Genomic DNA, 11,198 nt, shown 5'->3' with positions numbered 1-11,198 from the left:
CCCCTCCGTAGGCTGGTCGGGTGTGGACGGAGGAGCGGATGGCGATGACCCTGCCCGAACTCGCGGAGGCGGGAATGGTGGACCCCGGGTGGGCGCGGGCGCTGCAGCCGGTCGCCCCCGACATCGCCGCGCTCGGTGAGCGGCTGCGCGCCGAGACGGCCGCGGGGCGCGAATACCTGCCCGCCGGCGACCGCGTGCTCCGCGCGTTCCAGCGGCCGCTCGAGGACGTGCGCGTGCTGATCGTGGGGCAGGACCCGTACCCGACGCCCGGGCACCCGATCGGGCTGTCGTTCGCCGTCGACGCGCACGTGCGCCCCATCCCGCGAAGCCTGCGCAACATCTACAAAGAGCTTTCCGACGACCTCGGCATCCCCCCGGCCGCCCACGGCGACCTCTCGGCGTGGAGCGACCAGGGCGTCATGCTGCTCAACCGCGTGCTGACCGTCGCGCCGGGCGCGGCCGGATCGCATCGGGGGTGGGGGTGGGAGAAGGTGACCGAGCACGCGATCCGGACGCTCGTGCAGCGGGAACAGCCCCTCGTGGCGATTCTGTGGGGGAAGGATGCCGCAGCGCTCGCGCCGATGCTCGGTGACACGCCCCGCATCGAGTCGCCGCACCCGTCGCCGCTGTCGGCGTCCCGGGGGTTCTTCGGCTCCCGTCCCTTCTCGCGCGCGGACGCCCTGCTCGTAGAACAGGGCGGAGAGCCGGTGGATTGGCGGCTGCCCGACCCCACGGCCCTAGGCTGACGGCATGCTGGAGGACGAGTACGAGCGAGATCGGCGCCGACTGCCCCGACATCTGCGTCGCCGCCCCGAGCCGGAGCGGCCCTTCTCGTACGAGATCCGCCCTGCGCAGGAGCGGGATGTGCCCGACATCCGCGAGATCTACAACCACTACGTCACGAACTCGGTGGTGACATTCGACGAGAAGAAGTGGACCAACGCGCAGTGGCGCGAGAAGCTCGCCCACGCTCAGAAGCTGGGCCTTCCCTTCTTGGTCGCCGCGTCCCCGTCGGGGCAGATCCTCGGCTATGCCTACGTGCAGCCGCTGTCGAGCAAATCGGGCTACCGCTACAGCGTCGAGGACACGATCTACCTCGGCCAGGCCGCCACCGGCAAGGGCCTGGGACGCGCGCTGCTCGAGGCGCTCATCGCGGCGTCGGAGCAGGCCGGCATCCGCGAGATGGTCGCCATCATCAGTGACCGAGGCGCCGACGCCTCCATCGCGCTGCACGAGAAGCTCGGCTTCGTCGAGGTGGGTCGCATGGGCCGCGTCGGGCACAAGTTCGGCCGGTGGCTCGGAACGGTCTACCTGCAGAAGTCGCTCAAACCGGTGAAGAAGAAGGGCCTTTTCGGTCGCCTGCGGGAAGGGTGACGTCTGGCCAGGCCCGCACCGCGTCGATGAGCGTGCGCCACGGCCCGGTCACATCGGCATCCGGCAGCTCGGCCTCGTGGTGCTCCCGCCCCGTCTCTGCGCTCACTCGCCAGCAGAAGCGGTCGGCGCCGGAAGGATCGTGGCTTCCGTCGTTCCACGGGCAGCGATCGATGAGTTCGAGCCACGGCTCGGCGTCGTCGCCGACGGGCGCCGCGCGCCACGTGCGGCGAAGTCCCGCGATACCGCCGGTGCGGACGACCGTCACCGAGAGGGCGGGCTCAAGGCACTCAGGCATCGTCGATCACGCCCACGCCCGACCAGCCGGCTCGGACGGCGGCGACCTCCTCTGAGTCCTCACCGTACTCGGCGACGGCGACCGCCAGCGTGGCGCGGGCGAACGCGGCGAAATCGGTCGTGGGGGAGAGGGAGCCGCCGGTGAGCGTGAGGTACCAGATGCGCCCGGCGCGCTCCCACGCGAAGCCCCCGAGGGCGGTTGCCACCAGGTGGAAGGCGCGGTTCGGGATGCCGGAATTGATGTGCACCCCGCCGTTGTCGTCGGTCGTCTCGACGTAGTCGCGCATGTGGCCGGGCTGCGGGTCGCGCCCCAGCACGTCGTCGTCGTAGGCGGTGCCCGGCGCTGCGAGCGAGCGCAGCGCCCTGCCCTGCACCGCGTCGGTGAAGATGCCGGCGCCGATGAGCCACGACGCCTCATCCGCGCGCTGCCGCAGATGGTGCTGTTCGGCGAGGGCTCCGAACACATCCGCGACGGATTCGTTGAGGGCGCCGGATTGCCCCTCGTACACCAGCCCGCCGGAGTACTCGATGACGCCGTGCGTGAGCTCGTGTGCGATCACCGTGAGCGAGTCGGTGAACCCGGTGAACACCTCGCCGTCGCCGTCGCCGAAGACCATGCGCTCGCCGTTCCAGAAGGCGTTGTCGAAATCGACGCCGTAGTGCACGGTGGCCGCGAGCGTGCCGCCCACGGCGTCGATCCCCGCGCGCCCGAAGGCGTCCCAGAAGAGGTCGAACGTGACCCCGAGACCGTCGTACGCCTCATCGGTGTCGTCGTCGCCGGTGGGGTCGTCGCCTTCGGCGCGCACGAGCACACCGGGCAGCGTCTCCTGATGCTGCGCGTCGGAGATGGCGCGATCGGGGGAGGGTCCCCCTTCGGCGACGAGCGAGCCGTTCTCGTCGATCGACAGGCGCAGGCGCGTGAGGTCGGGGTGGTAGCCGCGCTGGGCCCCGAGGGTGGCGCGCGCCGCCTGGGCCGCCCGCGCCAGATGAGGGGCCTCGGTCGCTGCGAGTCGAGCGAGCAGGTAGGGCGGGACGATGGCGTTCATGCCATGAGGCTAGGGGGCGGCGCCGACATCCGTCACGCCCCCGCTGCCGGGGTCGATCGCAGGGATGGATGCCAGCAGCCGCCGGGTGTACGCCACTTGCGGCGTGAGCAGCACCTTCTCAGTCGGGCCTTCTTCGACGATGCGGCCGTCCTTCATCACGATCACCTCGTCGCAGAGATTCTGCACGACGCCGATGTCGTGGGAGACGAGCACGAGCGCGAGGCCCTCGCGGCGCCGCAGGTCGCGCAGCAGCTCCAGGATCTGGGCTCGCACCGTCACGTCCAGTGCAGACAGGGGCTCGTCGCCCACCAGCAGGCGGGGCCGGTGCACGATGGCGCGGGCGATCGCGACGCGCTGGCGCTGGCCGCCCGAGAACTCGTGCGGGAAGCGGTCGGCCATGTCGGGCTCGAGGCCCACGTCAGTCAGCACCTGCCGCACCCGGGCGCGGTGGTCGCCGTCGATTCCGAGGGCCCACAGCGGCTCGCCGACGATGCGCCCGATGCTCATCCTCGGATCCAGCGACTCGTAAGGATCCTGGAACACGATGCCGGTCTGTCGCCGCAGCCAGTGGAGTGAGCGGGCGGGCGCGGATGCCACCACCGGCCGGCCGTCGAACTCGACGGTGCCGGCGGTGGGGCTGTCCAACCCCAGCAGCAGCCGCACCAGTGTGGATTTCCCGGAGCCGGACTCGCCGATGACACCGAGGGCGGAGTTCTCCCGCACGTCGACGTCGGCGTCCTCCAGCGCCGTCGTCCAGCGCCGCGGCTCGAACAGCGCGGTGCGGGGGGCGAGATGACGGCGGGTGAGGCCGCGGCCGCGCAGCAGCGTCGTCATGCGCCGCCTCCCGGACGCCACAGGGTGGCGGTGGCGTCGCGCAGCAGCCCCCGGGTCACCGGCGACGTCGGCGAACTCAGCAGGGTCGGCACGGGCGCCGCCTCCACGACGCGGCCGTGCTCGAGCACGACGCCGTGCGTGGCGATCTGCGAGAGCACGGCGAGGTCGTGGGTGATGAACACCAGCGACATGCCGTCGCGGGAGACGAGGTCGCCGAGCAGGTGCAGGATGTCTGCCTGGATCGTGACGTCCAGCGCGGTCGTCGGCTCATCGGCGATGAGCAGGCGCGGCCGGCAGGCCAGCGCCATGGCGATGGCCACGCGCTGCCGCTGTCCGCCCGACAGCTGGTGGGGGTATCGGGCGACGATGCGCTCCGGATCGGGGAGGGCGACCCGCCTCGCCTCGGCGACCGCGCGGGCCTTGGCCTCGCGGCGGGACACGCGCTCGTGGATGCGCACCGACTCCGAGATCTGCCGACCCACGTTGCGGATGGGGTTGAGGGCGGTCCGTGGCTCCTGGAAGACGATGCCGATCTCGTCGCCGCGCAAGCGGGCGAGATCGCGGTCCTTCATGCCGATGAGCTCGCGGCCGTTCCAGCGGATGCTGCCCGACGTCGTCGCGGCGTCCGGCAGCAGGCCCATGATCGCCAGCGCGGTGAGCGACTTTCCGGAGCCCGATTCGCCGATGAGGCCCACGCGTGCCGAATCGGGCACGTCGAACGAGACGCCGTCGACCACGCGCCGGCCGCCCAGCTCGATCACCAGATCGCGGACCTCGAGGCTCATGCCACCACCTCCGGCACGTGTGCGCGCGCTGCGTTGACGCGCCGTGACAGGGTCGGGTCCGTTGCCTCGCGCAGTCCGTCGCCGAGCAGGTTGAGACCGAGCACCGTGAGCGTGATGGCCAGGCCCGGCCACACCACCGACAAGGGGTGCACCGTGATGTAGCTCTGCAGCTCGCTCAGCAGCCCTCCCCATGACGGCTGGGTCGGCGGTGCGCCGAACCCGAGGTACGACAGACCTGCCTCGGCGAGCACTGCCACGGCCATGCCCCACGACAGCTGCACGATGAACACCGGTGCGACGTTGGGGAAGAGATGGCGCAGCAGGTTCTGCGTCGGGGTGAGTCCCGCAGCGCGGCCTGCGAGCACGAACTCGCTGTGCAGCACCCGGCGGAGCTCGGGGCGGGTCACGCGGGCGATGTTGACGCCGAAGCCGATCCCCACCGAGAGGATCACCACCCACAGCGACCCGCCCCACACGGCCGAGATCATCATGGCGATCAGCAGCACCGGAAAGGCGATGAGGATGTCGACGAGCACAGCGACCGACTCGCGCACCCACCGTGCCGTGAGTGCCCCGAGCGATGCCAGCACGAGGCCGATGAGGGTGGCCACGAGGCCCGCGCCGAGGGCGACCCAGACAGTGGTGACAGAACCCGCCATGATCAGGCTCAGGATGTCGCGGCCGGTGCCGTCGGTGCCGAGCAGGTGGGGCCAGCCAGGCGGCATCCACCGCTGGGCGATGTCCACGCGTTGCGGGTCGAACGGTGTCCACAACGCCGATACGACGGCGGTGAGGCCCACGCCGGCGAACACGGCCAGCCCGATACGGCCGGTGGTGAGGGCGGTGAGGCGGCGCAGCCAGCCCCACCGGTCAGCGGCGCGGGCGGGTCGTGCCTGGGCAGATGCGCCTTTCACTGTGCCTTTCACTGCGCCTCCCGCTGCCGCGGGTCGATCACGCGGTGGAACAGGTCCACCGCGAAACCGACCACGAGCACGAACCCGGTGAGCACGAGCAGCTCTCCCTGCACCTTGGGCAGATCGCGCTGACCGACGTCGACGACGAGCATGCGGCCGATGCCGGGGAGGGAGAACAGCTGCTCGATGACCACGGCCCCGACGATGATGCCGGCGACCTGCAGGCCCAGCACCGTGATGATCGACAACCCGACGTTGGGAAGCCCGTGACGCAGCATCGCCTGGGTGCGGGTGAGCCCTTTCGCCGCGGCGGCGCGTACGTAGTCCTGGCCCACCGCCTGCAGGGTCGCCGAGCGGACGAATCGCAGCAGCATGGCGCCTTCGACGATGCCGATCGTGATCGCCGGCAGCAGCAGGGCGCGCCAGGCAGCGGCAGGGTCCGCCCAGCCCGAGCGGGGGAAGCCCTGGGCGGGCAGCCAGCCGAGCCACACCGCGAAGACGACGACGAGCATCATGCCGGCCCAGACGACGGGAACGGCGGCGAGAGCCTGGGCACCGACGGTGATCATCGTTCCGTCGGCGCGGCCGCGCCGCAGCGCTGAGGCAACGCCCAGGGGCACGCTGAACACCAGCGCGATGACCATGGCGAGCAGGCCGAGCGGAACGGTCACCTCGGCCTTCTGCGCGAGCTCGGTCGCCACCGGGGTTCCGGTCAGCAGCGACGTGCCGAGGTCTCCGCGGACCACCCCGGACATCCAGTCGAAGTACTGGATCGGCAGTGGTCGGTCAAGACCCAGGCCCGACCGGATGGCCTCGACCTGCGCGGGGCCCGCGATCATCTGCGCGATGTCGCCGGGCAGCACCCGCAGGGTGACGAAGATCAACACGCTGGCAACGACGAGACCCACCAGCAGCAGGACCAGCCGTGTCAGCGCGTAGCGGATCACCCCTCGCTCTTGGTGATCTCGGCGAGGTTGAGGCGCTCGTTCACGTTGACCGTCGGCATACCGGCGATGCTATCGCCGACCGCGACCACCGAGGCGCCGTTGTACAGCCAGTCGGCGGCGTGGTCCTCCGAGACGAGGCGTGCGGCCTGCGCCAGCAGCTCGTCGGCCTCGGCCTCGTCCGTCGCCGCGAGCGACTGTGCGAACAGCTCCTGCACCTCGGCGTTGTCGTAGCCGAAGTAGTAGGACGGGTCCGCCCAGTTCTCGAAGTCTCGCGCCTCGGTGTGCAGCACGAAGCTGAGTTCGTAGTCCCGGTTGACGTAGACGTCGTTGAGCCAGGCCGAGAACTCCACCGGGTCGATCTCGAGCGTCACGCCGACGTCGTGCAGGTTCGAGACGAGGATCTGCGACACGGTGGTGCCGTAGAACGACGGGATCGTGAGCGTCAGCTCGAGATCCTCCGCGCCCGCCTCGGCGAGCAGCTCGCGCGCGGCCTCGGGGTCGTGCGGCACGACGTCGGAGAGATCTTCGTGACCGGGGTCGAGTTCGGGGATGGGGCCGTACTGCGTCTGGCCGGCGCCGATCGCTTCGACGATGGCGTCGTGGTCGATCGCCTGGCGGATCGCCTGGCGCACGCGCACGTCGGCCAGCGGCTCCGCTGCGGCGTTCATCGCCAGGGTGCCCTTGTCGGTCGACGCACCGACCTCGACGGTGAAGTCGCCGTTGGCCTCGATCTGCTCCGAGAGGTTCGCGTCGAAGCCGGTCACCACGTCGACCTCACCGGCGAGGGCGGCGTTGAGGGCCGCCTGCGTCTCGGGGATGTACGCGAAGATCACCTCGGAGACGCCGGCGGGGTCGCCCCAGTAGCCGTCGAACCGCTGCAGGGTGACGCTGTCGCCCTGACGCCACGACGAGAGGGTGAAGGGTCCGGTGCCGTTGGCGGCGGTCTTGCGGTCGGTGGCATCCCCTTCCTTGAGCACCAGGCCCGCGCGACCGGTGAGGTTCCACAGGAAGCTCGAATCAGGCTGGCTCAGGGTGATGGTGATCGTCTGGCCGTCGGCGGTGACCGAGGTCATGCCGGCGAGCCGCTCGGCATCGCGGTAGCTGGGGGTGTCCCGCACCTGGGTGAGCGACCACACCACGTCCTGCGGGGTGAGCGGCTGGCCGTCGTGGAAGACCACCCCCTCGCGCAGGGTGAAGGTGTAGGTGAGTCCGTCTTCTGACACCTCATAGTCGCTGGCCAGGGCGGGGACGATGTCCTGCTCGGGGGTGCGCGACACCAGGCCCTGGTAGACGTTGTCGATGAGCAGCTGGTCGAGCGCGGCGCCGGCTGTCTCACGGATGTCGAGGTTGCCGGGCTCGGCGACCATGCGCACCGTGACGGAGGCGTTCGGGTCGGCGACGGCGCTGGTCGACGGGGCGGGCGTCTGCTGTGCGGTGCAGGCCGTGAGGGCCAGAGCGCCGGCCATGAGCACGGCGGCGGCCAGGGGGGTACGGCGGAGCATGGAGGGAATCCTTTCGCAAGGGCGGGGGCGTCGGCGCTGTCCGTGGCCTCCGCGTACTCTTGTGCGCCTAACAGCCTATGGTCCGCCCGACGCAGGTCGCGCATCGGGGCCGCCCATTGTGAGCCCGGGATCAGGATTTTTTCGGCCTCCGCCGAGGCAGAAGGGCGATCATGCCGCTCCGGGCGCAGATTCCGGGCCCGGGCTAGGGTCAGATCATGAGCGATGAAGCGCGCGTGCACCTGTCCCGCTCCGCACCTGCGGCCTACCGCGCCCTCGACGCGGTGGCCAAGACCGTCGGCGCGCTCGCCGATGAAGCCGGCGTCGAGCCCCGCCTGCGCGAGCTCGTGCAGATCCACGCGTCGCAGCTGAACGGATGCGCGTTCTGCGTGCGGGTGCACGTCGACCGGGCGACAGCCGCCGGACTCACCGCGGACGTGATCGCGCAGGTCGCGGTGTGGCGGGACTCGGGCGTCTTCAGCGAGCGTGAGCGCGCGGCGCTGGAACTGACCGAGGCGCACGTGCGCATCGATCTGGGCGGTGTTCCCGACGATGTGTACGACCGGGTGGGCGCCATCCTGTCGGAGAAGGAGTACGTGGCGATCAGCTGGATCCTGGTGTCGATCAACGCGTTCAACCGCGTCGCCATCGCCGGTCGCTACCCCGTGCCCGCACGCGACGGAGAGCAGGCATGACGGATGCCACCTGGGCCGTCTCCGGCGCGCTCAATTTCCGTGATGTGGGGGGCCTGCCGGCGCAGGGCGGAGTGACGCGCTCGGGCGTGCTGTTCCGCTCGGGCAACCTCGCGCGCCTGGACGATGTCGGCAGGCGCACGTTGCGGGAGCTGGGGTTGCGGCGGGTGATCGACCTGCGCGCGGACGACGAGGTGGCCCTCGAGCCGTCGCTGGTCGATGGGCTGGGGCTCGAGACGATGCGCGTTCCCCTCCTCCTCGGCTCGGCCGCGTCGTTCTTGGAGAAGGACATCGATCTCGACGGCTTCTACCGCGCGATGCTCGATGAGGCCGCCGACCGCGTCGTCGAGGTGGTGCGGGGAGTGCTGGCCGATCAGCCGGTGCTCGTTCACTGCACCGTCGGCAAGGACCGCACCGGAGTCACCGTGGGACTCACGCTGGCCGCGGCGGGCGTCGACGAGGATGCCGTGGTGGCGGACTATGCGCGCACCGAGGCGCTGCTGCCCGCACAGCGCAACGCCCGCGTGCTGCGGTATCTGCGCTCGCAGCATCCTGAGGCGCGCTTTCTCGAGGAACTCGCGACCAAGTCGCCCGCCGCCGCGATGCGCACCCTCCTCGACGATCTGCGGGGCCGCTACGGCGCTCCCGTGGAGTTCCTGCGCGCGCACGGCCTGGGGGACGACGAGATCCGCGAGCTGACCGCGCTGCTCGTGCGGCAAAGCTGACCCTTACTCAGGTTAGGCAACCCTATGTCGGTGTATCGTGGCAGTGTCATGACCTCCCTCGACCACAACGCCACCGCCTGCCGGGCCTCCAAGCACACACGCGTGCAGCACCTCGTCACCGCCGACGAGCACTCGCTCACCGATCTCGAGGCGCTTCTCGCCACGCTGCCGCTGTGCTCGACCGGACGCGTCTTCATCGAGGTCCCCGACGACACCTGGTGTGCCGACATCGCGGTGCCCCCGCGCATGACGCTGACCTGGCTCGACCGTTCCCGCCGCTCCGGTGCACCGGGGACTGGCCGGTCCTGCGCGCCGGGCGAGGCGCTCGCGCGGGCGGTCGCGGCGTGGGCCGACGAGATGCTGTGCGGACAGGAGGGCGGCACCCGCGTGTTCCTGCTGGGCGGCTACCTCGGCACCGCCGACATCGTCGACCACCTCACCGGTCGCCTCGGCATGCCGGCCGATGACATCCGCACGCCGGAGCGCTTCGGCCTCGCGACCGCGCGCTGAGCGGCGCACTCACGAGCCGCGCGGCACGTACCTGCCGTCTTCGAGTCCCGCCTCGATCTCGAAGCGGTTCGTCAGCGGGTTGCGTCCCGCCAAAAGGTAGAGCAGGGGCATGAGCGCGCCATAGCGCTGCCACTGCCGCTTGTGCACCGCCTCGTGCCGCAGCAGGCCGGTGGTGACGCGGCCGCTGCCGGTCAGGAAGCACCCGCCCACGCACACGCCGCCGCGGCCGAACGTCCAGCCCGGCATGCCCCGGAACACCCACAGACCCTGCCGCTTCTCAACGCGGCCGGTGGACCACAGTGTGCCCCACAACAGGCCGACGGCGGTGCCCCAGAGGTAGCCCAGGCGGCTCACCGGCGAATCCAGCAGCACGCTCGGGATCCAGCGGTCCCACCGCCGGCCGCGGGCCAATGCCTCGTGCGCTGCTTCTCGCCAGCCGGCCGGCGGGGTGCGGGTCGGGCTCACGCGAGCGCGCCGATCACGCGCAGGATCGCTCCCATGTCGTCGACCGCGGCTCGCGGCGAGACGGGTGAGAACCCCGCCAGCGACGCGCCGGCGAGCGGTACGCGCCGTCGCAGCTCGGCGAGGGCGGCCACCAGCTGCGGCACCTCGATGCCGAAGGGGACGGCGCTGCCGACACCGGTGATCGCCGCCGGGTCCAGCACGTCGAGATCGACGTGCACGTACACGGCGTCGGCCCCGGTCGCAGCGACGGCGTGGGCGAGCGCGGCGGAGTCGGTGAACGCCTCGGCCGGGAGGTGGGTGATCGCGGAGGTCTGCAGGTACGCCGTCTCTGCGGCATCCAGCTCGCGGGCTCCGGCCAGCACGACGCGCTCGGGCGGGATGGTGCCCGCGGGCAGGGCGAGTTCCCCGTCGCCGACGACGGCACGCAGGGCCATGCCGGCGTAGGCGCCCGAGAGCGAGGATTGCGGGTCGTTCAGGTCTCCGTGGGCATCGAGCCAGACCACCGCGAGGTGGGGATGCCGGGCCGCGGCGTGCCGGATGGCGGGGACGGCGACCGCGCAGTCGCCGCCGACCACGACGAACGGCTCGTCTACCGGGGCGAGCGCTTCGGCGACCAGCGTCTGGACGCGCTCCAGCGCGCTCAGCCGGTGTACGCCGGTGTCGAGCGACTCGCCGGCTTCGAGGGGCACATCCACACGGGTGCAGGCGGCGCGGGGGAGATCGCCCTCGATCGCCTCCGCACCGTCGACGAGCAGCATGGCGCGCGCAGACGGCGAGCCCTGCCATTGCGGAACGACGATGAACCGGGTCATGTGCCCATCTTCCCCTGAAGCGGCGTGCCGAAACGACCGGCCGCGCCGTGTAAACCCCTGGCTGTGACGACAGCGGGCGCCGCTCCGTGAGGAGACGGCGCCCGCTGTCGGTTCGGGGCTCAGGCTCCGGCGTCGATCGCCTTCGCCGGGGCGCCGGACTTCAGCGCGGCCAGGCGCGCCTCGACCTCGGTGAGCTCGCCCACGTCCTCGAGCTGGTTGAACTGGGCGTCGATGCTCGATGCCGCGAGCTCCTGCTTGCCGGCGGCCAGGGCCTCCTGGCGGCGCACCTTGTCTTCGAAGC

General features: G+C 71.2%; 14 protein-coding genes and 1 pseudogene. 5 read left to right on the top strand and 10 right to left on the bottom strand.

Annotated features, from left to right (window positions below; genetic code table 11):
• The first annotated feature begins 38 nt into the window (after nucleotides 1-38).
• Together NQ160_RS11250 and NQ160_RS11245 are read left to right on the top strand one after the other, a co-directional pair.
• Complete coding sequence (locus NQ160_RS11250; protein WP_257515331.1) at nucleotides 39-746, top strand: uracil-DNA glycosylase; 708 nt, start codon at nucleotides 39-41, stop codon at nucleotides 744-746.
• Nucleotides 747-750: 4 nt separating this feature from the next.
• Complete coding sequence (locus tag NQ160_RS11245; RefSeq protein ID WP_257515330.1) at nucleotides 751-1,374, top strand: GNAT family N-acetyltransferase; 624 nt, start codon at nucleotides 751-753, stop codon at nucleotides 1,372-1,374.
• Here NQ160_RS11245 and NQ160_RS11240 read toward each other — a convergent pair.
• Genes NQ160_RS11240 through NQ160_RS11210 form a run of 7 tightly spaced genes read right to left on the bottom strand, consistent with a single transcriptional unit; the run spans nucleotide 1,325 to nucleotide 7,696 of the window.
• On the bottom strand, nucleotides 1,325-1,669 hold the full coding sequence (locus NQ160_RS11240; RefSeq protein ID WP_257515329.1) for a protealysin inhibitor emfourin: 345 nt from the start codon (nucleotides 1,667-1,669) through the stop codon (nucleotides 1,325-1,327). The genes NQ160_RS11245 and NQ160_RS11240 overlap by 50 nt on opposite strands.
• Nucleotides 1,662-2,714: a M4 family metallopeptidase gene (locus NQ160_RS11235; protein WP_257515328.1), complete on the bottom strand. Its 1,053-nt coding sequence runs from the start codon at nucleotides 2,712-2,714 to the stop codon at nucleotides 1,662-1,664. The genes NQ160_RS11240 and NQ160_RS11235 overlap by 8 nt, the downstream gene beginning before the upstream one ends.
• Nucleotides 2,715-2,723: 9 nt before the next feature.
• Nucleotides 2,724-3,548: an ABC transporter ATP-binding protein gene (locus tag NQ160_RS11230; protein ID WP_257515327.1), complete on the bottom strand. Its 825-nt coding sequence runs from the start codon at nucleotides 3,546-3,548 to the stop codon at nucleotides 2,724-2,726.
• The gene (locus tag NQ160_RS11225) at nucleotides 3,545-4,333 is read right to left on the bottom strand and encodes an ABC transporter ATP-binding protein (RefSeq protein WP_257515326.1); all 789 of its coding nucleotides are present in this window, start codon (nucleotides 4,331-4,333) and stop codon (nucleotides 3,545-3,547) included. Before NQ160_RS11225 ends, NQ160_RS11230 begins: the two co-directional genes overlap by 4 nt.
• Nucleotides 4,330-5,247 (bottom strand): ABC transporter permease, encoded by a 918-nt coding sequence (locus NQ160_RS11220; protein WP_257515325.1) that lies wholly within the window; start codon nucleotides 5,245-5,247, stop codon nucleotides 4,330-4,332. The genes NQ160_RS11225 and NQ160_RS11220 overlap by 4 nt, the downstream gene beginning before the upstream one ends.
• A gap of 8 nt (nucleotides 5,248-5,255) precedes the next feature.
• Nucleotides 5,256-6,194: an ABC transporter permease gene (locus NQ160_RS11215; protein WP_257515324.1), complete on the bottom strand. Its 939-nt coding sequence runs from the start codon at nucleotides 6,192-6,194 to the stop codon at nucleotides 5,256-5,258.
• A complete protein-coding gene (locus tag NQ160_RS11210; protein WP_257515323.1) occupies nucleotides 6,191-7,696 on the bottom strand; it encodes an ABC transporter substrate-binding protein in 1,506 nt (501 codons plus the stop codon). Before NQ160_RS11210 ends, NQ160_RS11215 begins: the two co-directional genes overlap by 4 nt.
• Before the next feature lie 215 nt (nucleotides 7,697-7,911).
• Here NQ160_RS11210 and NQ160_RS11205 point away from each other — a divergent pair, with 215 nt between their 5' ends.
• The 3 genes from NQ160_RS11205 to NQ160_RS11195 are packed head-to-tail and all read left to right on the top strand — an operon-like array spanning nucleotide 7,912 to nucleotide 9,620.
• Nucleotides 7,912-8,388, top strand: a complete 477-nt coding sequence (locus NQ160_RS11205) for a carboxymuconolactone decarboxylase family protein (RefSeq protein ID WP_257515322.1) — start codon at nucleotides 7,912-7,914, stop codon at nucleotides 8,386-8,388.
• The gene (locus NQ160_RS11200) at nucleotides 8,385-9,110 is read left to right on the top strand and encodes a tyrosine-protein phosphatase (protein ID WP_257515321.1); all 726 of its coding nucleotides are present in this window, start codon (nucleotides 8,385-8,387) and stop codon (nucleotides 9,108-9,110) included. Before NQ160_RS11205 ends, NQ160_RS11200 begins: the two co-directional genes overlap by 4 nt.
• Nucleotides 9,111-9,158: 48 nt before the next feature.
• On the top strand, nucleotides 9,159-9,620 hold the full coding sequence (locus tag NQ160_RS11195; protein WP_257515320.1) for a siderophore-interacting protein: 462 nt from the start codon (nucleotides 9,159-9,161) through the stop codon (nucleotides 9,618-9,620).
• 9 nt (nucleotides 9,621-9,629) lie between these two features.
• Here the strand turns inward: NQ160_RS11195 and NQ160_RS11190 are convergent, their stop codons facing one another.
• From NQ160_RS11190 to NQ160_RS11180, 3 genes and pseudogenes are all read right to left on the bottom strand, one after another.
• On the bottom strand, nucleotides 9,630-10,085 hold the full coding sequence (locus tag NQ160_RS11190; RefSeq protein ID WP_257515319.1) for a Fe-S oxidoreductase: 456 nt from the start codon (nucleotides 10,083-10,085) through the stop codon (nucleotides 9,630-9,632).
• The gene (locus tag NQ160_RS11185) at nucleotides 10,082-10,897 is read right to left on the bottom strand and encodes an arginase family protein (protein WP_257515318.1); all 816 of its coding nucleotides are present in this window, start codon (nucleotides 10,895-10,897) and stop codon (nucleotides 10,082-10,084) included. The genes NQ160_RS11190 and NQ160_RS11185 overlap by 4 nt, the downstream gene beginning before the upstream one ends.
• Before the next feature lie 119 nt (nucleotides 10,898-11,016).
• Nucleotides 11,017-11,198, bottom strand: a pseudogene (locus tag NQ160_RS11180) (PspA/IM30 family protein); the annotation flags it as partial.

The organism is Microbacterium sp. zg.Y909, from assembly GCF_024626565.1.
This window is presented reverse-complemented; position numbering and strand designations above follow the sequence as displayed.

What these genes read in the sequence shown, in the direction of transcription:
- NQ160_RS11235 (WP_257515328.1), bottom strand. Translation starts at nt 2,714, where the DNA reads ATGAACGCCATCGTCCCGCCCTACCTGCTCGCTCGACTCGCAGCGACC.
- NQ160_RS11205 (WP_257515322.1), top strand. Translation starts at nt 7,912, where the DNA reads ATGAGCGATGAAGCGCGCGTGCACCTGTCCCGCTCCGCACCTGCGGCC.
- NQ160_RS11225 (WP_257515326.1), bottom strand. Translation starts at nt 4,333, where the DNA reads ATGAGCCTCGAGGTCCGCGATCTGGTGATCGAGCTGGGCGGCCGGCGC.
- NQ160_RS11240 (WP_257515329.1), bottom strand. Translation starts at nt 1,669, where the DNA reads ATGCCTGAGTGCCTTGAGCCCGCCCTCTCGGTGACGGTCGTCCGCACC.
- NQ160_RS11195 (WP_257515320.1), top strand. Translation starts at nt 9,159, where the DNA reads ATGACCTCCCTCGACCACAACGCCACCGCCTGCCGGGCCTCCAAGCAC.
- NQ160_RS11200 (WP_257515321.1), top strand. Translation starts at nt 8,385, where the DNA reads ATGACGGATGCCACCTGGGCCGTCTCCGGCGCGCTCAATTTCCGTGAT.
- NQ160_RS11250 (WP_257515331.1), top strand. Translation starts at nt 39, where the DNA reads ATGGCGATGACCCTGCCCGAACTCGCGGAGGCGGGAATGGTGGACCCC.
- NQ160_RS11185 (WP_257515318.1), bottom strand. Translation starts at nt 10,897, where the DNA reads ATGACCCGGTTCATCGTCGTTCCGCAATGGCAGGGCTCGCCGTCTGCG.
- NQ160_RS11210 (WP_257515323.1), bottom strand. Translation starts at nt 7,696, where the DNA reads ATGCTCCGCCGTACCCCCCTGGCCGCCGCCGTGCTCATGGCCGGCGCT.
- NQ160_RS11230 (WP_257515327.1), bottom strand. Translation starts at nt 3,548, where the DNA reads ATGACGACGCTGCTGCGCGGCCGCGGCCTCACCCGCCGTCATCTCGCC.
- NQ160_RS11245 (WP_257515330.1), top strand. Translation starts at nt 751, where the DNA reads ATGCTGGAGGACGAGTACGAGCGAGATCGGCGCCGACTGCCCCGACAT.